The sequence below is a fragment of the Streptomyces sp. NPDC043876 genome, assembly GCF_056435825.1.
Genome location: NZ_JBWKDV010000014.1, coordinates 166,570 through 186,678, shown reverse-complemented (window position 1 = coordinate 186,678; position 20,109 = coordinate 166,570). Strand labels below are relative to the sequence as shown.

Annotated in this window: 21 protein-coding genes; 11 read left to right on the top strand and 10 right to left on the bottom strand. The window is 73.9% G+C overall.

The annotated features are described in order from the left end of the window. Positions 1-164 precede the first annotated feature (164 nt). Positions 165-728, bottom strand: coding sequence for a dihydrofolate reductase family protein (locus AC0693_RS34080; RefSeq protein WP_469339539.1), 564 nt, complete (start codon positions 726-728; stop codon positions 165-167). Positions 729-809: 81 nt separating this feature from the next. Further along, complete coding sequence (locus AC0693_RS34075; protein ID WP_478803914.1) at positions 810-1,487, bottom strand: DUF4097 family beta strand repeat-containing protein; 678 nt, start codon at positions 1,485-1,487, stop codon at positions 810-812. A gap of 236 nt (positions 1,488-1,723) precedes the next feature. On the opposite strand from AC0693_RS34075, the gene AC0693_RS34070 reads away from it, so the two are divergent. Continuing rightward, positions 1,724-2,455: a GbsR/MarR family transcriptional regulator gene (locus AC0693_RS34070; protein ID WP_469320271.1), complete on the top strand. Its 732-nt coding sequence runs from the start codon at positions 1,724-1,726 to the stop codon at positions 2,453-2,455. Positions 2,456-2,538: 83 nt separating this feature from the next. Further along, positions 2,539-3,267 carry a VOC family protein gene (locus tag AC0693_RS34065; RefSeq protein ID WP_478803913.1) on the top strand — a complete coding sequence of 243 codons (729 nt, stop codon included), beginning with the start codon at positions 2,539-2,541 and terminating at the stop codon, positions 3,265-3,267. Between the two features lie 67 nt (positions 3,268-3,334). Here AC0693_RS34065 and AC0693_RS34060 read toward each other — a convergent pair whose 3' ends face one another. The 3 genes from AC0693_RS34060 to AC0693_RS34050 are packed head-to-tail and all read right to left on the bottom strand — an operon-like array spanning position 3,335 to position 5,312. Next, a complete protein-coding gene (locus tag AC0693_RS34060) occupies positions 3,335-4,207 on the bottom strand; it encodes a hypothetical protein (RefSeq protein WP_469320273.1) in 873 nt (290 codons plus the stop codon). Further along, positions 4,204-5,097, bottom strand: coding sequence for a sigma-70 family RNA polymerase sigma factor (locus AC0693_RS34055; RefSeq protein ID WP_478803912.1), 894 nt, complete (start codon positions 5,095-5,097; stop codon positions 4,204-4,206). Before AC0693_RS34055 ends, AC0693_RS34060 begins: the two co-directional genes overlap by 4 nt. Continuing rightward, a complete protein-coding gene (locus AC0693_RS34050; RefSeq protein ID WP_356412870.1) occupies positions 5,094-5,312 on the bottom strand; it encodes a hypothetical protein in 219 nt (72 codons plus the stop codon). Before AC0693_RS34050 ends, AC0693_RS34055 begins: the two co-directional genes overlap by 4 nt. Positions 5,313-5,962: 650 nt before the next feature. Here AC0693_RS34050 and AC0693_RS34045 point away from each other — a divergent pair. Together AC0693_RS34045 and AC0693_RS34040 are read left to right on the top strand one after the other, a co-directional pair. Next, the gene (locus AC0693_RS34045; RefSeq protein WP_478803911.1) at positions 5,963-6,838 is read left to right on the top strand and encodes an alpha/beta fold hydrolase; all 876 of its coding nucleotides are present in this window, start codon (positions 5,963-5,965) and stop codon (positions 6,836-6,838) included. Further along, positions 6,831-7,442: a TetR-like C-terminal domain-containing protein gene (locus AC0693_RS34040; RefSeq protein WP_478803910.1), complete on the top strand. Its 612-nt coding sequence runs from the start codon at positions 6,831-6,833 to the stop codon at positions 7,440-7,442. Before AC0693_RS34045 ends, AC0693_RS34040 begins: the two co-directional genes overlap by 8 nt. A gap of 25 nt (positions 7,443-7,467) precedes the next feature. Here the strand turns inward: AC0693_RS34040 and AC0693_RS34035 are convergent, their stop codons facing one another. Together AC0693_RS34035 and AC0693_RS34030 are read right to left on the bottom strand one after the other, a co-directional pair. Continuing rightward, positions 7,468-8,808, bottom strand: a complete 1,341-nt coding sequence (locus tag AC0693_RS34035) for a glycosyltransferase (RefSeq protein ID WP_478803909.1) — start codon at positions 8,806-8,808, stop codon at positions 7,468-7,470. A 196-nt stretch (positions 8,809-9,004) separates the two neighbouring features. After that, positions 9,005-9,952, bottom strand: a complete 948-nt coding sequence (locus AC0693_RS34030) for an esterase/lipase family protein (RefSeq protein WP_478803908.1) — start codon at positions 9,950-9,952, stop codon at positions 9,005-9,007. A gap of 143 nt (positions 9,953-10,095) precedes the next feature. Between AC0693_RS34030 and AC0693_RS34025 the strand changes: the two genes are divergently transcribed. After that, on the top strand, positions 10,096-11,373 hold the full coding sequence (locus tag AC0693_RS34025; protein WP_478803907.1) for a PucR family transcriptional regulator: 1,278 nt from the start codon (positions 10,096-10,098) through the stop codon (positions 11,371-11,373). A gap of 530 nt (positions 11,374-11,903) precedes the next feature. Here the strand turns inward: AC0693_RS34025 and AC0693_RS34020 are convergent. Next, complete coding sequence (locus AC0693_RS34020) at positions 11,904-12,785, bottom strand: SGNH/GDSL hydrolase family protein (protein ID WP_469339568.1); 882 nt, start codon at positions 12,783-12,785, stop codon at positions 11,904-11,906. Further along, complete coding sequence (locus tag AC0693_RS34015; RefSeq protein WP_469339570.1) at positions 12,778-13,341, bottom strand: PadR family transcriptional regulator; 564 nt, start codon at positions 13,339-13,341, stop codon at positions 12,778-12,780. Before AC0693_RS34015 ends, AC0693_RS34020 begins: the two co-directional genes overlap by 8 nt. Positions 13,342-13,467: 126 nt before the next feature. Here AC0693_RS34015 and AC0693_RS34010 point away from each other — a divergent pair, with 126 nt between their 5' ends. Continuing rightward, positions 13,468-13,911, top strand: coding sequence for a nuclear transport factor 2 family protein (locus AC0693_RS34010; RefSeq protein ID WP_478803906.1), 444 nt, complete (start codon positions 13,468-13,470; stop codon positions 13,909-13,911). 132 nt (positions 13,912-14,043) lie between these two features. After that, positions 14,044-16,074, top strand: a complete 2,031-nt coding sequence (locus AC0693_RS34005) for a bifunctional metallophosphatase/5'-nucleotidase (RefSeq protein WP_478803905.1) — start codon at positions 14,044-14,046, stop codon at positions 16,072-16,074. Positions 16,075-16,083: 9 nt separating this feature from the next. On the opposite strand, the gene AC0693_RS34000 is transcribed toward AC0693_RS34005, so the two are convergent. Further along, the gene (locus AC0693_RS34000; protein ID WP_478803904.1) at positions 16,084-16,542 is read right to left on the bottom strand and encodes a MarR family winged helix-turn-helix transcriptional regulator; all 459 of its coding nucleotides are present in this window, start codon (positions 16,540-16,542) and stop codon (positions 16,084-16,086) included. Between the two features lie 123 nt (positions 16,543-16,665). Here AC0693_RS34000 and AC0693_RS33995 point away from each other — a divergent pair, with 123 nt between their 5' ends. From AC0693_RS33995 to AC0693_RS33980, 4 genes are all read left to right on the top strand, one after another. Continuing rightward, positions 16,666-18,123, top strand: a complete 1,458-nt coding sequence (locus AC0693_RS33995) for a DHA2 family efflux MFS transporter permease subunit (RefSeq protein WP_478803903.1) — start codon at positions 16,666-16,668, stop codon at positions 18,121-18,123. A gap of 132 nt (positions 18,124-18,255) precedes the next feature. After that, positions 18,256-18,741, top strand: coding sequence for a lamin tail domain-containing protein (locus AC0693_RS33990; RefSeq protein ID WP_469321072.1), 486 nt, complete (start codon positions 18,256-18,258; stop codon positions 18,739-18,741). Positions 18,742-18,940: 199 nt separating this feature from the next. Then, on the top strand, positions 18,941-19,429 hold the full coding sequence (locus AC0693_RS33985; RefSeq protein WP_356412893.1) for a phospholipase: 489 nt from the start codon (positions 18,941-18,943) through the stop codon (positions 19,427-19,429). Positions 19,430-19,592: 163 nt separating this feature from the next. Beyond that, on the top strand, positions 19,593-20,093 hold the full coding sequence (locus tag AC0693_RS33980; RefSeq protein ID WP_469321080.1) for an anthrone oxygenase family protein: 501 nt from the start codon (positions 19,593-19,595) through the stop codon (positions 20,091-20,093). Positions 20,094-20,109 lie beyond the last annotated feature (16 nt).

Here is a 20,109-nt window from a genome sequence, read left to right as displayed (position 1 = left end):
CGAAAGGTGGCAGGCCTCGCCCGTGGAGCGCCGACAGCGGACCGACAGGGCTCGGCGGGGCCCGACAGATCACCGACGGGGTGGTGTCGGGGGCGTGTCGGGGGTCCCTGGCGGCCCTCGCCGAGACCGTGCGGTTCCTTCCGGTTCCTACGGCCTTACGGGTCCTACGGGCGCCCGTAGCGGAGTTCGACGACGCCGTTGGCGAAGGTGTGGGTGCCTTCCAGGCGCAGCGGGGCCGGTGGGGTGTCCACGGGGAGGAAGAGGGGGGTGCCGCGGCCGATGCGGACCGGGTGGACGTAGATGCGGTAGGCGTCCACCAGGTCGTGGGCCAGGAAGGAGGCGGCAAGGTGGGCGCCGCCGAGGCCGAGGTCGCCGCCGGGAGCGGCCTTGAGGGCGGCGACCTCTTCGGGGACGACGTCACGGACGATCGTGGCGTTGGGGCCGGCCTGCTGGAGGGTGCGCGAGTAGACGTACTTGGGGGTGTCCCGCCAGATGCGGGCGAAGTCGGCCGTGGGGCCGGTGTCGGCGGGGTCGGTGTCGGCCGTGGACCAGTAGTCCTCCATCAGTTCGTAGGTCGTGCGGCCTTCGAGGAGGCCGCCCATGGCCCGGATCTCGTCGTTGAGGTGGCGGTGCAGTTCGTCGTCGACCTGGTGCCAGTCGATCTGCCGGTCGCCGTCCTCGATGTATCCGTCCAGGGACACCGACATCATGAGGATGATCTTTCGCATGGCCGATCAGGCTAGGGCCTGCGGCCGGTCTTCGGTGGGAACTGCGCGGTGCGGTGCGCGGGGTGGTGCGGTGCGCGGGGTTCAGAGGCCGGCGGCGGTGATGTCACCGTAGGCGGTGGTCGCGCGGATGTGCAGGGGGGCGGTGGCGCCTTCGGTGTTGCGCAGGGCGTTGTGGACGCGGCCGTGCTGGGTCTCGGCGTCCAGGGAGGCGGAGACTCCGCGGGCGGCGCCGACGGCGATGTTGCCGTATCCGGTGCGCAGTTCGACGGCGCCGCGCACGGCTTCGGTGATGTGGAGGTCGCCCTTCTGGGTGCTGATCGCCGCGGCGCCGCCGAGGCGGCCGACCGTGACGTCGCCGGCCTGGAGGGTGAGGCGGCTGTCCGCGCTCTCGTCGAGCTTGACCGATCCGCGCGCGGTCTCGATGACGACGTCGCCGAGGCGCCCGACGCCCCGGAACTCGGCGTCCGCCGCCTTGGCTTCGATGTGGGAGCCGGCGGGCAGCTGGACGGTCACCTCGACGGAGCCGGAGCTGCCGAGGGCGCGGTTCTTCGCCGGTGCGGCTTCGATGCGCAGGATGCCGTCGCTCTCTGCGTAGGCGACGGTGATCCGGTCCGCGGCCTTCACGTCGCCGGCGTGGGACGGGTTGGCGGGGAGGACCTCGACGGTGGTGTCGGTGCGGTCGGCGGCGATGAAGCGGATGTGTCCCGCGGGGACGTCGAGGACGGCGGTGACGGGGGTGGGGGTGGAGAACTTCTGCATGGGGTCCGTCTCTTTCGGTAGGTGCGACCGGGTGTTTCTGATGAGTGAAAAGCTACGTTGCGTTTATGGAGTAGACAACTGGCTTGTTGCGTAACTCCGTTGTTTTTGCAGGCCAGTGGCAGCAAATCGTTGCAATGGAATGACGCTCAACGCAACACAGGCCGGGAAGTGCGTTGCAATGAGATGAGAGTGAACGCTATCGTGGGGTTTTTCGATGACGTATGAAGGAGATCCCGATGCCGGGAGGCAGGCTCACCCAGCAGGAACGCCGGCAGATCGGGCTGGGGCTGGCCGACGGGCTCGCCTACGCGGAGATCGCGCGGCGGCTGGAGCGTCCGACGTCGACCGTCACGCGCGAGGTGATGCGCAACGGCGGCCCGACCGCCTACCGCGCCGACCTCGCCCACCGCGCCACCGAGCGGCGGGCGCAGCGGCGCGGGCCGGCCGTGGACCGGGGGGCCGGGGCGGCGCCGGCGGCCGACGGGCGGGACGCGGAGGCCGTGCGCGCGTACGAGGAGGTGTTCACGGACGTCCTCATGGCCTCCGGCCTGCCCCGGATGACGGCCCGGGTGCTGGTCTGCCTCTACACCACCGACGCGGGCAGTCTCACGGCGTCCGAACTCGTCCGGCGCCTCCAGGTGAGCCCGGCGTCCATCTCCAAGGCCATCACGTTCCTGGAGGGGCAGGGGCTGGTGCGGCGGGAGCGCGACGAGCGGCGGCGCGACCGGTACGTGGTCGACGACGACGTCTGGTACCAGTCGATGATGGCCAGCGCCCGCGCCACCGCCCAGCTCGTCGCGACCGCGCGCCAGGGCGTGGGCGTCCTCGGCCCCGGCACCCCGGCCGCGACCCGGCTGGAGAGCATCGCGCGCTTCGTCGACTTCGTCAGCGAGAGCATCACGCGGGCCGCGGAGCAGGCGCGGGAGATCCTGCACACGAAACCGGATGCGGGGCGGGTGGCGCCGTAGCGGGCCCTTGGGCGGACCGCCCTGGCGGCGGGCGGGCGGATACTCGGCTGCGGTGGGGAGCGCTCGCGCCTAGTCTCTGGCGGATGAGCTCTCAACTGTTCGCGGTCTGTTTCGATGCGAGTGAGCCCGCGCGGCTCGCGCGGTTCTGGTCAGGGGTCCTCGGCTGGGAGGTGGCCGAGGGCGCGGGCGACGACGCCGGGGACGGTGCCGTGGTCCTGCCCCTGGACGACACCGGCTTCCGGCTCCGCTTCGTCGAGCGGCACGAGCCGAAGGCCGAGCAGAACCGGATGCACTTCGATCTGACGAGTACGTCCCTGGAGGGCCAGCGGCGCACGGTGGACGGGGCGCTGGAGCGCGGTGGGCGGCACATCGACGTCGGCCAGCGCCCGGACGAGGGCCATGTGGTGCTCTGCGACCCCGAGGGCAACGAGTTCTGCGTGATCCCGCCGGGGAACTCCTTCCTCGCCGACTGCGGCTTCGTCGGGGCGCTGGCCTGCGACGGTTCGCAGGAGGTCGGGTACTTCTGGAGCAAGGCGCTGGGGTGGCCGCTGGTCTGGGACCAGGACGAGGAGACCGCGATCCGCTCGCCGCACGGCGGCCCGAAGATCACCTGGGGCGGTCCGCCGGTGGCGCCGCTGGTGGGCCGTCCCCGGGTGCGCTTCGAGCTGGCCGTACCGCAGGGCGCCGACCCCGAGGCGGAGGTGGACCGGCTGCTCTCCCTCGGGGCGGAGCGGGTCGGCGTCGGGGCCGGCGGGCGCGTGGTGCTGGCCGACCCCGACGGGAACGAGTTCTGCGTGACGAGTGCTGCGTGACGAGTGCTGCGTGACGAGTGCTGCGTACTGACCGGCCGCTGAGGCGGGATGTGGGTGCCGGGGGGGCTCAGCGGGTGGCGGTTTCCCACGGGGTGGAGGGCGCGGGAGCGGCGGGGCGGGGCGGGGTCGACGTGCGGGGGCGGCGGGGTGGGGGCGGGGTCGAGGTGTGCGGGCGGGGGGTGAGGAGGGTGCGGATGCGGGCGGCGAAGTCGGTTCCGGGCAGGGGGAGTTCGACGTCGGGCTCGCGGAGGTAGCCGGTGGCGACCGCGGTCGGCATGTAATCCATCAGTTCGGTGACCGCGGCCGAGCGGTGGCGGGTCATCTGCTGCGCGAGGCGGTGCAGGACGCGCAGGATCGTGGTGGTGGAGGAGCTGGTGATCCGTTCCTCGGGCTCCGCATCGCATGCGGGGGCGGAGCCGGACGCGGGGGCGGGGGCGGCGGGCGGGGACGACTGGACGTCGTCGGTCTGGCGGTGCCACCACTGGGCCGCCTCGTGCTCGCCGAGGGACAGGTGGTGGAGGTAGAGGCAGTAGGCGGCGGTGGCCTGGCCGGCGCCCGCCGCGTACTGCCACCAGAAGCGGGCGCCGTCGTCGGCTTCCGTGAGCTGGAGTACGCAGGCCAGTACCAGGGCGCTGCGGGGCTCGGGGACCTGGTCGGTGACGAACCCGGTGACGGTGACGGCCGGGGTGTGGGTGACCAGCGTCTCGCACAGGGCGCGCAGGTTCTCGGCCGCCGTGGTGGTGGCCGGGGTGGGGGCGGGCGTGCGGGACCGGACCGGGGCGTGGAGGCCGGTCGTCGGGTGGAGGTCTGCCGTCGGGTGGAGATCGGTGGTCGGGTAGGGGTCGGTGGTCGGGTAGGGGCGGGGGCGGACGACGTCCCGGGGGACGGCGCGGTCGCGGACCAGCAGCGCCCGGGCCAGGATCGCTTCGACGGCTGTCATTCGAGGGGGCCTTCACTCTCGGGCGGGGGGAAGATGACGCGGACGGCGTGGCGTTCGTCGGAGTTCACCGTGGCCGGCGGGACGCCCAGCAGTGCGGAGGTCTCCTCGACGGTGTTGCCGCACAGGTGGCGCAGCACCATGACGTCCAGGAGGTGGTCGGGCAGGCGGCTGATGGCGCGGAACAGTTCCAGGCTCTCGGCGAGCTGCTCCGTACGGTCGGACTCGCTGACCAGGTCCCGCACGGCGACGGTGTCGAAGACGGCGGAGCCCAGCTCGGGCCGACCGTCCAGGTGGGGGGTCTTGGCCATGACGGTGGCGCGCAGGATGTTCCATGCGTAGCGGCGTATGTCGGGGCTGGCCAGGGCGCTGTTCCAGGACAGCCAGAGGATGTCGAAGGTGTCGTCGACGGCCGCGTCGCGCGGCCCGTCGGCGAGGAACGCCTGGGCGTAGCGGCGGTAGTCGCCCTCCACGGTCCGGCGGAAGGGTTCGTGGGCCACGGGCGGGTGCGGGTGGGGCGTGGTCAGGGCCGACTTGTCGCTGGAGCGCTGCACCCACTCGTGGGTCTTCTGCGCGTCCAGGGCGGCCTGGCGCCACAGCCGGTACAGGGGCGAGACGGGCATGTCCAGCTCGACGGAGAGGCGGTGGACGACCTCCCAGCGGGGGTAGAGGCCCAGGCCCCGCAGCAGTTCGGAGAGCTTGGACTTGGCGAGCGGGATGCGCAGGCCGAGTTCGCTGAGGGTCAGGCCGCTGGCGAGGTAGCTGTCGCGCGTGTGCTCCAGCCAGGCCCGGTGCGAGCTGCCGACGGTGTCCGCCATCGGGCCGAGCTTGCGGCCGGGGCGGGCGAGCGCCGGCTGGGAGGCCGCGGCCGTGGAATCGAAGGGGAGGGTCACGGGGTGCGGTCCTCCCCGTCGGGCACCGTCGCCACGCGGTGCCCGGACGCGGCGGTGGTCCGGGACCGGGCCGCCTGGAGGATCTGCTGGACGGTCAGCCCGAGGGCCGGGGCGAGGGTGGCGATCGCGGCGCTCTGGCCCATCGCGGTCATCGCGACGCTCCAGCCGAGCACCATCAGCAGCGCGACGATGAACACGATGTACTTCTTCGGCATGGGTCGTCCTCGACTTCGTTGGGGGTCGGCCTTGCTGTCCGTGCGGCCATCCGGGACCGGGGCACGGGAATCCTCAACGCCCGGGTGCCGGCCGGTCGTTGGGGAAGCTCAGCATGGACCGCCGACCCTCCGTGACGCCACGTGATCATGGATTCACGGAACAATGCCGATCACGGAACGACGTCCGCGTGAACACGGATGACCGTTCCGGTGCTGGTCGAGGGCACAAGCGTGCGCCTGCCGCGGAAGTTCCGGGTTTTCCTTGCAATCGCGGCGCCGACCCCCGTCAATGGGTGCAAGGCACCGTTGGTGTCGGCCTTCCATCCGGAAGCGGCCCGCTCCCGTGCCGAGAACTACAGGGGGCGTGTGCTCGACCGTTCCCGCCCGGCCCGGCCGTTGTCCGGGCCGGGCGGGAATCGGAGCGCGTTCAGCGGGCGTCGGTTGCCATGCGCCGCCCTGCGTTGCGGTGTGCCGTTCGCTCGGCCTCCGCCCCCTCCGCTCCGCCGTCGGCTCCCTCTCCGCATAGCCGCCTTCTTCTCGCCTTAGCCCCCTTCTTCGTCCTCTCGCGACCCCTTGACGCCGCAGGCTAATAGCCTTAGCTTTAAGGCAATGGGTATTAGCCCACGGACTTCCCGGAAGAGGGCAGAGCGATGACCGAGTTCCTGCGGACCGACGGCGGACGGCTCGCGTACGACGTCACGGGCGAGGGGCCGCTGATCGTGCTGGCGCACGGGATGGGCGACAACCGGGGGGCGTACGGGGCGCTGGCCGCGCTCCTGGTCGACGCCGGCCACCGGGTCGCCCGTACCGATCTGCGGGGACACGGCGAATCCGACGCGGGGTGGGCCTCGTACACCCGGACCGACGTGGCGGGCGACCTGCTCGCGCTCGTCCGGCACCTGGGCGGCGGTCCCGCCGTCCTGGTGGGGCACTCCTTCGCGGGCGGCGCCGCCACGATCGCGGCGGCCGAGGAGCCCGAACTGGTCCGCGCGGTCGTCGAGATCGCCCCCTTCACGCGGGCGCAGAAGATCGACTTCGGCGCGCTCGCGACGCGGGCCCGCTACCGCAAGGGGATGCTGCTCCTGATGGGGACGGGGCTGCTGCGCAGCGTGGGGCTGTGGAAGCGGTACCTGCGCCACGCGCACCCGGGGATGCGGGCCGGGGAGGCAGCCCCGGACGCCCCGCACGGCGCCGGTACCGGCCTCGACGCGCGCCTCGCCTCCCTGGAGGCCGACCTGCGCAGGCCCGGGCGGATCGCCGTGGTGGCCGCGATGGGGATGTCGGCGCCGACCGACGCGGGGGCGCGGCTGGCCGACGTACGGTGCCCCGCACTGATCGTCGAGGGCACGCTCGACCCCGACTGGGCCGACCCCCGGGCCGAGGGCGAGGGCATCGTGGCGGGCATGGCCGCGGGGGTGGGCCGGCTGGAGATGGTCGAGGGGGCGGGCCACTACCCGCACGCCCAGTTCCCCGCCGAGACCGCCGCCCTGATCCTGGGCTTCCTGAAGGACGGCGCCGGTGCCTAGGGCGGCGCTCTCGGCGGACGCGGTGGTCGACGTCGCGCTGCAGCTCATCGACGAGGGCGGTGCGGGTGTGGCTGCGGGTGGCGCGGCCGCGGGCGCCGGGGGCGTCGAGGGCGGGCCCGTCGCGCTGACGCTGTCGGCGGTGGCCGCCCGGGCCGGGGTGGCGACCCCCTCGCTGTACAAGCACGTACGCAACCTGGCCGAGCTGCGCGACCTGCTCTCGGCGCGGATCATGAACGAGATGGCGGACGAGGTCGGCGCGGCCGTCCTCGGCCGCTCCTCCGACGAGGCCGTCCGCGCCCTGATGACGGCCTGGCGCACCTACGCCCGGCGCCATCCGCGCCGGTACGCGGTGCTCGTCCAGCGCCCCGAGCCCCGGACCGCCGAGGCGGGGGCGCGGCTGATCGGCATCATGCTGGCCACCCTGCGCGCGTACGGGCTGGAGGACTCCGCGGCGATCCACGCGGCGCGCTGCCTGCGGGCGGTGGTGCACGGGTTCGCGGAGCTGGAGACCGGGGGCGCCTTCGAACTACCGGAGAAGCTGGACGAGACGTACGACCTGCTGGTGCACATGGTCGTCTCGGGGCTGCACGCGCCGCGTGAATGAGCCGTCTTGCCGTGGGTTCTGACGGTCAGTGGGGGCGGCGGCTGCCTCCGCCGCACCCGCCGCCCCCGTCGAGCAGCAGGCGCGCGGCCACCGCGGCGCCGTCGGTGCGGATCGTGGCGGCGACGGAACGGGCCCGGGCCAGGGTTTCGGGGGCCAGGGCCGTGCGGAGGGCGGCGGACAGGGAGTCGGTCGTCGGGTCCGGCGCGTGGTGCGCCGCGCCGATGCCCAGCTCGGCCACGCGGGCGGCCCAGCGCGGCTGGTCCACGATCCGGGGCAGCACGACCTGGGGGGCGCCGGCCCGCGCGGCCGTCGTCGTGGTGCCCGCGCCGCCGTGGTGCACGACGGCGGCCACCCGGCGGAACAGGGCCTGGTGGTTCACGTCGCCCACGACGAAGAAGTCGGCCGGAGCGTGTTCTGCGGCGGCCCGCGCGGGGTCGGGGTCCGGCGCGCGGTCGGGGTCCCGCGCGGGGTCGGGGCCCGGCACCGCGTCGGCGGCCGGCACGGCGTCGGCGGCCGGGGTCAGTTCGGCCCAGCCGCGGGCGAGCAGGACGCGGCGGCCGAGGGCGCGGCCCGTCTCCAGGGCGGTCCGGGCGATGTCCTGGGGGGCGTGGGCGGCCATGCTGCCGAAGCCGACGTACACCGGTGGCGGGCCCGCGGCCAGGAACGCCTCCAGGTCAGGGGGCAGCGGGCGGTCGTCGGGCAGGATCCACGCGCCGGTGCGCACCAGGTCGAGGTCCATCGTGTCGTGCGCCGGCCAGAGCGTCGGGTCCGCCGCCAGCCACGGCCGGTCGCCGAAGACGTGGTCGCGGACGCCCGCGACCGGCGGCAGGCCGATCGCCGCGCGGTGGCCGTTCAGCGCCTCGCGGTACAGCGCGTCCACCCGCCGGGCGTCCTCCTCCCACAGCGCGCGGTGGTCGCTCTCGTCCCCCGCGGACCCATGGCCCGGCCGGGCGGCGGGGCGGAACTCCCGCGAGGGCAGCCCGCTGGTGTGGAAGCAGGCGTACACGTAACCGAGGCCCAGTTGCTCGGCCACGTCCCGTGCGCCCGCCGGCATCAGGCCGGTCGCCAGCAGCACGTCGCACCCCTCGGCCGCCGCAGTGAGCGTCTCGAAGCGCGCGGCGACCAGTTCGGGGGCGAGCCGGAAGGCGTCCTTCGCCGTCGGCGGCCTGGGGCCGGAGACCACCGAGCGCACGGACGGGCCGAGCGGCACCAGCGGTACGCCGACACGCGCCGCCACGGACGCGAACTCCTCGTCCGGCGGGGCGCACAGCACCGCCTCGGCGCCCTGTTCCCGCAGCGCGACCGCCAGGGCGGCCAGCGGCTCCACGTCCCCGCGCGAGCCCCAGGTAGACAACAGCACACGCATGGCGCGACTCCTCGTTTCCGCAGGTCCAGGCCTCGGATCCGCTGTCGGTCCGGGCCCCGGGCCGCCGATTCTGCGGTACGGAGGGGGCCTTGCCGCAAGCCCCCCGGCGCGCGGTACGGTGAAGGGGGCGAGGAGGCCGGCGGTTCGGGACTCCTCGCCGTTTCCGTGTCCCCCTTGCGGAGGGCGCCGGCCCCGTTCAGCCCGGGGAGCCGACCGCGCAGACCAGGATCGGGGTCGCGCGGCCCGGGTCGAGGGCGTTGCGGACCAGGTGCCAGACGTTGAGGTCGTACGCCTCGCCGATGTGGCCCACCGGGTCGAGGGGGCAGGAGTCCTGCACGTAGCGGTTGGCGACGCCCGGTTCGCGGACGAACGCCGTCTCGGTCGGGGTGACGAGTTCGTCGTAGCGGGACGAGATGATCGTGTACGCGATCCCGCGCTGGGCCACCGGACCGTCGTTGAGGGCGACGATGGCGGGCCCGCCCGGGAACTCGTCGGACAGCACCGGGATGCCGAGGGTGGCCGCGATGTGGTCGAGGGTGCCGCGGCCGAGGAGCGTGTCGCCGAGGTCGACCAGGCGCGCGGCGTCCGTGCCGTGGGTCGGGGGCGCGATGGCGACGACCGCCTTGAGGTGCGGCTGGATGCCCTGCATCTTCGCGAGGTAGAGGGCCTGCAGGCCGCCCTCGGAGTGGCCGACGACGCTGACCTTGGCCGCGCCGGTGGCGGCGCGCACCCGCTCGACGTACTCCTTGATCTCCAGGTTGGAGACGGCCACCGGCTTCAGGCCGCCGACCAGCGGGAAGCCGTCGTAGGCGCCGTAGGTGAGGGCGAAGGTGCAGTAGCCGCGGGCGGCGAGGTCGGCCTGGAGGTAGTTGAGGTCCTCGTACCAGGTGGCGAAGGTGCCGTGGAGGAGGACCACCGGCTCGGGGTGGGCCGAAGTGGGGCGGCAGGAGAAGTCGTTGATCCCGCCGGAGGTGGAGACCGCGGTGGTGGGGGCGACAGGGGCGGTGTCGGGTGCGGCCTGCGCCTGGACCGCGGGGGCGGCCGTGGCCGCGAGGGTGAGCGCCAGGGGGAGGGCGGCGCGGGCGAGCCACCGGCGGAGGGGGCGTGCGGGCGCTGTCGCTGTGGGTGTGGGTGTGGGTGTCACGGTCGGAGTCGGTGTCATCGCCACTCTTCCGGTCGGGCTGCAGGTCGTCGGACTGCACAGGATGCTCCGGCCGGTGCCGCGTGTCCCCTGGCGGTACGCGCAGAAAGCTTCCACCCGCGTTTGTGCGCGGTGACAATGCGCGGATGGACGAGTCCGCATTCGCCGCCGCGCTGCTGCCCGAGGTGGGGGCGATCGCCGCGGCGACCGTCGCCCACCTGACCGCCGGGATCCCGGCCTACCGGCTGCTGCCCGACAGCGTGATCGACGGGGACCTGCTCGCCAACACCGAGGCGGTGCTGCGGCTGTTCCTCACCACGCTCGCGGAGGGGCGGCTCCCGGACGCGCGGGAGCTGGCCGCGCCGGTGGCGTGGGGGGCGGAGCGGGCGCGGGACGGGGTGCCGCTGGAGGCGGTGCTGCGGGTGTACTCGCTGGGCGCGGGCGAGGCGTGGAAGCTGGCGCTGGCTGCGGCGGGGGGCGGGGGTGCGGGGAACGGGGGCGCGGGAGATGGGGGCTCTGGGGGAGGGGGCTCGGGGGACGACGGCGGATCCGGGAGCGATCCGTACGTGCTGGGGACGCGGTTGCTCGCGTTCCTCGGCGAGGTGATGCCGAAGGTGGCGGCGGCGTACGTCCGCGAACAGGCCGACCTCGACTGGGAGCAGCGCGAGCACGGCCGGAACCTGGCCGACGTCCTGCTCGCGGGCCGTCCGGCGCGGCGGGCGGCGGAGCGGTACGGGCGCACGCTCGCGGACCGGTACGACGTGGTGGTCTTCCGGCTGCCCGACGCGCAGGGCGGCGCCGCGACGGGGATGCTGCGGGCCGTACGGACCGAACTCGACCGCAATCCCGAGGTGTTGGCCACGCTCAAGGGAGAGGGCGGCGTGCTGCTCGTACCGGTGGCGCAGGAGCAGGCCGAGGGCGGGGGCGCGGCGGCCCGGGGCGGGAGGGGGCAGCGGCGGCCGTGTGCGGCGCGGCGGCTGCTGGCGCGGCTCGACGCGGCGGCCGAGCTGCCCTGCATCGCGGCGGCGGCCACCGCGCGGGACCACGATGCGGTCGCGCAGGCGCACACCGAGGCCTGCGAGGTGCTGGCGCTGGCCGAGGCGCTGGGGCGCTCCCCCGGGCTGTACCGGCTGGCCGATCTGGCCGTGGAGTACCAGCTCGTCCAGCCGGGCCCGGCCCGCGACGCCCTCGCCCGGACGCTGGCGCCGCTGGCGGACCAGCCCCATCTGCTGGAGACGCTGCGGGCGTTCCTCGCGGCGGGCCACCGGCGCGCGGAGGCCGCGGAGGCCCTGACGGTGCACCGCAACACCCTGACCTACCGCCTCGGCCGGATCCACCTGCTGACCGGCTACGACGCCACGTCCCCGGCCGACGCCCGCCGCCTGTCCGCCGCCCTGACGGCCCACGACGCGCTGCGGGGGTGAGGCGGGTCGGGCGTGCGGAGGGCGCGGGGGCGGGGGCGGGGGCGAGCACGGGAGCGGGCGCCGGGGCGATCCGTTCCCGGCGGGTGGCCTTCCGCACGGTCCGGGGCTCGGGCGCGGCGGGGACTCTCGCCGCACCCGGCTCCTGCCTGGGATTGTCCGGCGGCCGGAACGTCGCGTGGCGTCGTTTGCCGGACTTCGGGGACGTCGACGTCCTGGTGGACCTGGATGACGACGGTCTGCTGACCGCAGCGGACGTGATCCGGGTGATCCCGACCTGTACGCAGCTGACCGGCGCCTGGGCACCGTCTCGTTCAGGATCGCAGACGGGAGCGGCCACCCGCAGCGGTGGCACGTGTCGCGCCTGCGTGCGGGAGATCCCGTCCCGGGCCCGCCCCGGTGGTGCCGCTCTACCTCGCCGCGTGGGCGGGCTTCACCCTGCTACAGCAGCCGCCGCGGCCGGTGCGGTGGCGGACCGTGTGGCGCATGGCCCGGTTCGGGCGGCCGCCGGGGGTCTACCTCTGCCTGAACGGTCACACCGGGAGCAGGGTCGGGCGTTTTGCGGTGCGGTTCGTGCCCGAGGAGCGGCCGCGGAGGCGGCGGGTGAGCCAGGGGGTCAGGAAGGCGGTGGCCCAGCGGAGTTCGGTCGAAAGGGTGCGGGGGGCCGGGCCGGGGCCGGGGAGGGGGCGGGTCCAGGAGTCGTCCGCGTCGGGCAGGGCCAGGGCGTGGGCCACGGCGGCGGCGATGAGCGCGTGGCCGCGCGGGCTCGCGTGCAGGCGGTCCGGGCTCCACAGGCGGGGGTCGGTCACGACGGGGTGCCGGGCGGTCTCGGCTACGGCGACGCCGTGCCGGTGGGCGGCGTCCAGGATCCGGGCGTTGAGGGCGGTGACGCGGGGGCCGAGGGGCCGGGCGAGCGGGACGAGCCGGCCTATGTCGGGGAAGGTGACGGTGGCGACGCGGGCGCCCTGGCCGGTGAGCGCCGCGAACATCGCCTCCAGGTGGGCGGCGGTCCCGTCGGGGTCGAAGCGGGGCCGCAGCAGGTCGTTGACTCCGGCGACGACGGTGGCCAGGTCGGGGCGCAGGGCGAGGGCGGCGGGCAGCTGCTCGGCCCTGACCTGGCCCGCGAGGCGGCCGCGGACCGCCAGGTTGGCGTACAGGACGCCGGGGTGGTGCAGGGCGAGGTGCTCGGCGAGGCGGTCGGCGCAGCCGCGCAGGCCGGTGGTGTCGTCGCCGTCGCCGAGTCCCTCGGTCTGGCTGTCGCCGAGGGCGACGTAGCGCAGCGGCGCGGGGTGCGGGAGGCGGGCCGCGTCGGGGGCGGAACCGGGCGCGGTCGGGCCGCCTCGCGCGCGGGAGGGGGCCGGGCGGTCGGCCGGGTGCGGGAGGCGGGCCGCGTCGGGGGTCGGGCGCTCAGCCATGGTCGGGCCGCCTCGCGCGCAGGACGGTGATGGTGCGCTCGTACCAGTCGCGGTTGGCGCGTTCGAAGTCGAGGCCGCGCAGGCAGGTGAGGTACGGGCCGATGCGGTCGCCGTGGCGCAGGAACTCCTCTTCGGTGCGCCGGCCGCGCATCTTCCACAGCATCGCGTCGAAGAGTTCGATCTTGGCGGTGGCGAAGATGGCCCGTTCGGTGAGCTGGGTGATCAGGGCGCCGGTGTCGACGTGGTCGGCGGCCTGGACCTTGACGACCAGGTCGTCGCGCATGAAGGACGGTTTGGTGGCGGCGGCGGTGAAGCGGTCCAGTTCGGCCAGGCCGGCGGGGGTGACGCGGAACAGCCGCTTGTTGGGGCGGGTGTCCTGGACGACCTCGCGGCCCGCGATGAGGCCTTCCTGTTCCAGCTTGGCGAGTTCGACGTAGAGCTGCTGCGGGAGGGCGTGCCAGAAGTTCGCCACTCCCATGTCGAACGCCTTGGCCAGCTGGTAGCCGCTCAGTTCCTCGTCGAGCAGCGCCGCCAGTACGGCGTGGCGCAGTGCCATGTCGGCTGCCGCCTCCTTCTTCTCCCGTCGTGTGTCACGGGTCTCTGGTCACGGGCGTGACCCTGGGCCATCATAGTCAAGAAATTGAGTAATCAGTTTTGCGAGTATCGAGCATGAGGAGATGCCATGACCACGCCGAGCACCGTCGACCGCTTCCGCGATGCCGTCGACCGCCGCGATCTCGACGCCCTGGAGGACCTGTTCACCGAGGACGTGCGGCTCTACAGCCCGGTGAAGTTCACGCCTTTCGAGGGGCGGCCGATGGTGCTGGGGCTCTTCGGGGTGCTGCTGCGGACCTTCGAGGACTTCCGTTACGTCGGACGGTTCGACGGGGCCGCCGAGAGGTCCGTGGACGGCGCGGCGGCACCGGCGGCGGTGCTGGTCTTCCGGGCGACCGTGAACGGCAAGGAGATCCACGGGATCGACCTGCTGCACCTGGACGAGGAGGACCGGATCAAGGAGTTCACGGTGATGGTCCGGCCGCTGTCGGCCGTGCAGACGCTGGGGCAGGCGGTGCTCGCCGGGCTCGCGGCGGCGGGGCTGGCTCCGGCTCCGGTGGTGGCGGACTGACGGGCCGGGGACGGGTCTGCGGTAAGGGCCGTCGCCCCACCTCGGGCTCACGGCCCGGTGGGGCGTGACGCTCGTCCCCGCCGCACGTTGGGCAGGGGGACGGCGGCCGGGCGGTGCAGGGGGACGGGGACGATGGCAGGGGCGGGCGTGGGCAGGCGGCGGTTCCTGACGGCCGCGGGGGCGGTCGGGGTGAAGGCGCTGACCGGGACCGCGGTCGCGGGCGCTGCGGCGGGGCTCGACGCGGCCAGTGCGGCCGGGTACGTCGAGGTACAGCTGCTGAACATCACCGATCTGCACGGCCACTTGAGCGGTCCCCCGGCCCGGGACGCGGTGCTCACGGGGGCGGACGGGGCGACGTACACCGTCGGCGGGGTCGCCTGCATGGCCACCCATCTGGAGCGGCTGCGGGCCGGGCGGGCGAACTCCTTCTTCTTCACTCCCGGCGACCTGTTCTCGGGGTGGGAGTTCCCCGCCTTCAGCCTGGCCGACGAGCCGACCATCGAGGCGCTGAACCGGATGGGACTGGACTTCGCGACCGCCGGGAACCACGAGTTCGACCGGACGCCCGGCTTCCTGACGCAGCACATGGAACGGGGCGCGGGCGCGGGGGTGGAGGGGGCGGGGGCCGCCCACTCGTTCCCGGATTCCGCGGGACGGCCCTTCCACGGCGCCGACTTCCGCTACTACAGCGCCAATGTCACGGCGGTGACCGCGGGGCGGGAGGGGGCCGAGGTTCCCGTACTGCCCCCGTGCCACGTCGAGTGGGTGAGCGCGCCGGGCGGGCGGCGGCTGCCCGTCGGGTTCATCCACCTGACCGCGCTGGGCACGGAGGGGTTGCCGAACTCGTTCCAGCCCGGCCTGCGGACCTCGGACGAGGTGGCCGCCGCCGACCGGTGCGCGGCGCTGCTGAAGGCGCAGGGGGTCAACGCGATCGTGCTGAGCATGCACGACGGGGCGGTGGCCGGGGATGCCTTCGACTCGGGGACCGCGCCGAGCGGCCCGGCGTACGAGCTGGCGCTGCGGGTGTCGGCGGACATCGACGCGATCGTGACCGGGCACTGGCACCGGGCCTTCACCATGATGCTGCCGGACCCGGCGGGGCGGCCGCGGCCCTTCGTGGAGGCGGGCTGTCACGGGCAGATCGTCAACGAGATCGTCCTGCGGCTCGATCCGGACACGGGCGCGGTGCTCCGGGAGCTGACCACCTCGACCAACCACCCCAACACCCGTGACGTGCCCGCCGATCCCGCGCTGCGGGAGGTGGTGGACTACTGGGCCGGGTACGCGCGCCGGCGGGCCGGGCGGGCCGTCGCGCGCCAGCGGGCCCCCTTCCGGCGGCGGCTCTCGGCGGCCGGGGAGAGCACCATGGGGAACCTGGTGGCCGACTGGGCGCTGTGGGCGGCGCGGCAGCCGCCGGACCCCTTCGACACCAGCCCGCGGCCGGGCGGCGGTTCGGTTGCGGCGGGCGTCGCGGGCGGTTCCGGGCCCGGGGGCGGCGTTGGCATCGGGGTCGGCGTCGGGGTCGCGGAACTGGCGCTGATCGCGCTCGCGCCGCGGGTGGGCCGCAGCGTGATCAACACGGACCTGGTGGCGGCGCCCGGCGACGACCTCGTCACCTTCGAACGGGCGTGGCGCGCCGTGGGGTACGGGTGCCCGCTGGTCACGGCCTCGGTCAGCGGGGCGCAGCTGCACGACGCGCTGGAGCAGCAGTGGGCGCCGGACGCGCACGGCGTCCTGACGTACGCGCCGCTCGCGGTGTCGGCCAACGTCCGCTACTCCTTCGACCCGGCCCGGCCCGCCGGGGACCGGGTCGCGCCCGCCGACGTCCTGATCGGGGGCGCGGCGCTGCGGCCGGAGGCGGTGTACCGGGTGGTGACGACGTCGTACACGCTGACCGGGCAGGACGGTTACCCGGCGCTGGGCGGCTTCCGGGACCCGGTGCGGCACCGGCGGGACACGGAGAGCTTCCCCGCGTACGTCGCCGCGCTCGGCACCCTGGAGGCCGTCCCGGCGGGCCGGGTGACGGCCAAGGGCGGGCCCGCGGCGCTGCCGGGACGGGCGGGGCGGCTGGTGCCGCTCGACGCCCCGGTCCCGGACCTGCCGCCCCCGGTGGCGGCGGCGGAGGAAGCCGCCCGGGACGCGGGCCGGCGCCCGGTCTGCTGAGGCGGGGCGTCAGCTGCGGGGGCGGGCGGGGGTCCGCGGGGAGAGGTGGCGGGCCAGCACGTCGAGGGCGTCGGCGACCTCGCGGAGCTGCTCGGGGGCCGGGTCCCCCAGCGCCGCGGCCAGGGCGTCCTCGATGGTGGTCGACCGGACCGCTGCCACCCGGGCCGAGGCCCGGGGGGCCTGACGGACCAGCAGGCGGCGGCGGTCGGCGGGGTCGGGGGCGGTGGTGACGGCCCCCGCTTCCTTGAGGCGGGCGACGGCCGTGGAGACCTGGCTCTGCGGCAGCCCGGTGCGGGCGGCGATCTCCCCGACGGCACTGTCGGGGTGCGCGGACACGTCGCTGGCCACGATGAGGACGGACCGGACGCTGCCGCCGTGGCCCAGCTCACCGCCTTCGGGCTCGGGCATGGCCCCTTCGCCGATCTTCATGAGGATGCGGCCCAGCAGGAACAGCTCGACTCCGTTCATGCCCCTCACACTACATCGCGATCGATGTATCTTTTCCGTTACATCTTTCTTGATGTATCGGAATCGATGGGTTATCGTCGTTCCACGGGCACGACAGGGGAACGACGGAACGAGGAGCGGATCATGCGGACATGGCGCACATGGCGCGGGAACCCCTGGGCGGTGCTGGTGACGCTCTCGCTCGGGTTCTTCATGACCCTGCTGGACCTGACGATCGTGAACATCGCGATCCCGGACATGATGGGCGGCCTCGGCGCCACGCTCGACCAGACGCTCTGGGTGGTCAGCGGATACGCCCTCGCCCTGTCGGCCCTGATCATCACGGCGAGCCGGCTCGGCGACCTGCACGGCCCCCGCACCCTCTTCGCCGCGGGACTCGCGGTCTTCACCCTGGCCAGTGTCGGCTGCGGCTCCGCACCCGGCGCCACCTGGCTGATAGCCGCCCGCGTCGTGCAGGGGCTGGGCGCGGCCCTGCTCACCCCGCAGACGATGACCCTGATCGTGTCCGTCTTCCCGGCCGCCCGGCGCGGGACCGCGATGGGGATCTGGGGCATGGTCGCCGGACTGGCCACCCTCTCCGGCCCGACCCTGGGCGGCATCCTGGTCTCCACGATCGGCTGGCGCTGGATCTTCCTGGTGAACGTGCCCATCGGGATCGCGGCCCTCGTGCTGACGTCCCTGGTGGTGCCGGACATCCGGACCTCCCGCGCCCACCGCTTCGACCTGACCGGTGTCCTGCTCTGCGGAGCCGCCCTCTTCTGCCTGGCCTTCGGTCTCCAGGAGGGGCAGAACTACCACTGGGGAACGGGGATATGGTCGCTACTGGCCGCGGGCGGCGGCCTGGCCGCCGGGTTCCTGTTCCACCAGAGCCGCCGTCAGGACCGCGAGCCGCTGATCCCCTTCACCCTCTTCCGGGACCGCAACTTCACCGCGATGACCGCGCTGGTCGGCCTGATATCGGTCGCCATGCTGGGGCTGGTGCTGCCGTTCAACCTCTACCTCCAGTCCGTGCTGGGGCTCAGCGCCATCAAGGCGGGCCTCGTCCTCGCCCCCTCCTCGCTGGTGTCGATGGCGGTGGGGCCCTTCGCGGGCCGGCTGGCCGACCGGATCGGCGGCACGTACGTCCTGCTCGCCGGGGTCTTCTGCTACGCGGCGGGCATCGTCGCCATCGCCCTGCTCGCGGCGCCCGCCACCGCCTGGTACGTCTTCGTCCCGGCGACCCTGGTCACCGGCCTGGGCGTCGGCTGCATCATCGCCCCGATGTCCTCGGAGGCCATGCGCCACGTCCCGCCGCACCTGGCGGGCGCCGCCTCCGGCGTCAACAACACGGTGCGGCAGATCGGTTCGGTGGTGGGCGCGGCCGCGGTCGGCGCGCTGCTCCAGGGCCGCCTGGCCGCGGAGCTGGCGACCGGCAAGACCTACGCGGTCGCCTTCACCGCCACCCTGCACACCACCGCGGTCCTGCCGATCGTCGTCCTGATCGCGGGGGCCGCCGTCTGCTTCCTGCTCCCCCGCCGGGCCAAGGCGGCGGGCGCGGCGGGGACTTGCCGGGCCGGTGAGCTCGCCCTCGCTTCGCGGTAATCATACGATATTGCCTCTTTGTCCTTATTCAGTAAACTTGGGTGTTTTGCTAGAAAACGGCGCTCGCGCAGGCCAGAGTGTGGGTTCCCGGCAGCAAGCCGGGGACCCGCACGTCCTTGAGGTGACATCTCCATGTCTGCTTCGCGCACCACTCGCCGCGTCCTCGCCACCGTCGTGGCCTCCGTCGCCGTCCTCGGCTCCGCCGCCCTGCCGGCCGCCGCCGCCTCCGCCGACCACGGCCGCGGGCACGGCCACGGCCACGGCAAGCACTCCACCGTCATGATCGGCGAGGTGCAGTACGACAGCCCCGGCCGCGACGACCGCACCAACCGCAGCCTGAACGGCGAGTGGGTCGAGGTGAAGAACACCGGCAGGAAGCCCGTCGACCTGCGCGGCTACACCCTCACCGACCGCGAGGGCAACAGCTACCGATTCCACGGCCTGACCCTCGCCGGTCACTCCAGCGTCAAGGTGCACACGGGCAAGGGCCGCGACACCGCCCACGACGTGTACCAGAACCGCAACCACTACGTCTGGGACAAGCGCGACGCGGCCACCCTGCGCAACGACCACCAGCGCATCCTCGACAGCAAGTCCTGGGGCAAGCGGGGCCGCTAGCCCCGACCCGTCACCCCGCATCTCGCGCCGGGCCCCCGTCCCTTCAGGGACGGGGGCCCGGCGCGTGGCCGGGCCCCTCCCCCGTCGCGCCGCCGCCGGGTGTCCAGCCGCGCGATGCCCGGCCTTTAACAGAGCCATACATCCTGAGGACGCCGCGCCGCCGATGCCCGGGCGCGCCCCCTTCCTCCGGAGGTTCCTGATGCGCCGTAGACTCACCGCCGCGCTCGTCCCGGCGGTCACCGCCGTCACCGCGCTGGTCGCTCTCGCGTCGCCCGCCGCCGCGGCCGTTCCGGCCGACAAGCCGCAGGTGCTGAGCAGTTGGACGCAGACCAGTTCGGCGAGCTACAACGCGTGGGTCTCGGCCCGTGCGAACCGGACGGCCTGGGCGGCGTACGCCTTCGACTGGTCCACCGACTACTGCTCCTCCTCCCCCGACAATCCGTTCGGATTCCCCTTCCAGACGGCCTGCGCGCGCCACGACTTCGGCTACCGCAACCACAAGGCGCTGGGCATCTTCGCCGCGAACAAGTCCCGGATCGACGACGCCCTGTACGCCGACCTCAAGCGGGTCTGCTCCGCCTACTCGGGCGTGAAGAAGGGCTCCTGCGATTCGACGGCCTGGACCTACTACCAGGCGGTCAAGGTCTTCGGCGACTCCCCCGTCGTGGACAGCGGCGCCGCGGCCTGACGGCCGGCACCCGCACCTCGTGGCGCGGTGCGTGCCGCCGGCCCGGTCGAGGAGGGGTGGAGAGCCGCTGGAGCTCACCGGCCCGGCCTCGGCACGCACCCGTATGATCGCGGTGACTTGACGATCTGATGACCTGTCGATGACCACGAGCAGGGGGAATTACGTGGAGACAGCCCGTCTGGCCTCGCTCATCGCCGCCACCATCACCATGGGACTGGTCAGCGGGCTGTTCTACGCCTTCGCCGTCGCGGTGATGCCTGGCCTCAAGCGCTCCGACGACCGCACGCTCATCACGGTCATGCAGCGGATCAACGTGGCCATCCTCAACGGCTGGTTCGTCCTGGGCTACATCGGCGCGTTCCTCTTCACCGCGCTGGCGCTGGGGCTGCACGTCCCGGACGACGGACACGACCTGCTGGTCCCGCTGATCGGGGCGCTGGCCTGCTACATCCTGTCCATGGGCGTGACCAACCGGGTGAACATCCCGCTGAACAACGCCCTGGAGAAGGCCGGCCCGGTCGAGCGGATCGCGGACCCGGCGGCCGTGCGGCGCGCCTTCGAGGGACCCTGGGCGCGCGCCAACGTGTGGCGCACGCTGCTGTGCACGGCGGCGCTGGGCTTCCTCACCTGGGCGCTGGTGCTGCACGGGACCGCGACCGCCTGAGCGCGCAGCGTTCACG

What these genes read in the sequence shown, in the direction of transcription:
- AC0693_RS34080 (WP_469339539.1), bottom strand. Translation starts at nt 728, where the DNA reads ATGCGAAAGATCATCCTCATGATGTCGGTGTCCCTGGACGGATACATC.
- AC0693_RS34075 (WP_478803914.1), bottom strand. Translation starts at nt 1,487, where the DNA reads ATGCAGAAGTTCTCCACCCCCACCCCCGTCACCGCCGTCCTCGACGTC.
- AC0693_RS34070 (WP_469320271.1), top strand. Translation starts at nt 1,724, where the DNA reads ATGCCGGGAGGCAGGCTCACCCAGCAGGAACGCCGGCAGATCGGGCTG.
- AC0693_RS34065 (WP_478803913.1), top strand. Translation starts at nt 2,539, where the DNA reads ATGAGCTCTCAACTGTTCGCGGTCTGTTTCGATGCGAGTGAGCCCGCG.
- AC0693_RS34060 (WP_469320273.1), bottom strand. Translation starts at nt 4,207, where the DNA reads ATGACAGCCGTCGAAGCGATCCTGGCCCGGGCGCTGCTGGTCCGCGAC.
- AC0693_RS34050 (WP_356412870.1), bottom strand. Translation starts at nt 5,312, where the DNA reads ATGCCGAAGAAGTACATCGTGTTCATCGTCGCGCTGCTGATGGTGCTC.
- AC0693_RS34045 (WP_478803911.1), top strand. Translation starts at nt 5,963, where the DNA reads ATGACCGAGTTCCTGCGGACCGACGGCGGACGGCTCGCGTACGACGTC.
- AC0693_RS34035 (WP_478803909.1), bottom strand. Translation starts at nt 8,808, where the DNA reads ATGCGTGTGCTGTTGTCTACCTGGGGCTCGCGCGGGGACGTGGAGCCG.
- AC0693_RS34025 (WP_478803907.1), top strand. Translation starts at nt 10,096, where the DNA reads ATGGACGAGTCCGCATTCGCCGCCGCGCTGCTGCCCGAGGTGGGGGCG.
- AC0693_RS34020 (WP_469339568.1), bottom strand. Translation starts at nt 12,785, where the DNA reads ATGGCTGAGCGCCCGACCCCCGACGCGGCCCGCCTCCCGCACCCGGCC.
- AC0693_RS34015 (WP_469339570.1), bottom strand. Translation starts at nt 13,341, where the DNA reads ATGGCACTGCGCCACGCCGTACTGGCGGCGCTGCTCGACGAGGAACTG.
- AC0693_RS34010 (WP_478803906.1), top strand. Translation starts at nt 13,468, where the DNA reads ATGACCACGCCGAGCACCGTCGACCGCTTCCGCGATGCCGTCGACCGC.
- AC0693_RS34005 (WP_478803905.1), top strand. Translation starts at nt 14,044, where the DNA reads ATGGCAGGGGCGGGCGTGGGCAGGCGGCGGTTCCTGACGGCCGCGGGG.
- AC0693_RS34000 (WP_478803904.1), bottom strand. Translation starts at nt 16,542, where the DNA reads ATGAACGGAGTCGAGCTGTTCCTGCTGGGCCGCATCCTCATGAAGATC.
- AC0693_RS33995 (WP_478803903.1), top strand. Translation starts at nt 16,666, where the DNA reads ATGCGGACATGGCGCACATGGCGCGGGAACCCCTGGGCGGTGCTGGTG.
- AC0693_RS33990 (WP_469321072.1), top strand. Translation starts at nt 18,256, where the DNA reads ATGTCTGCTTCGCGCACCACTCGCCGCGTCCTCGCCACCGTCGTGGCC.
- AC0693_RS33985 (WP_356412893.1), top strand. Translation starts at nt 18,941, where the DNA reads ATGCGCCGTAGACTCACCGCCGCGCTCGTCCCGGCGGTCACCGCCGTC.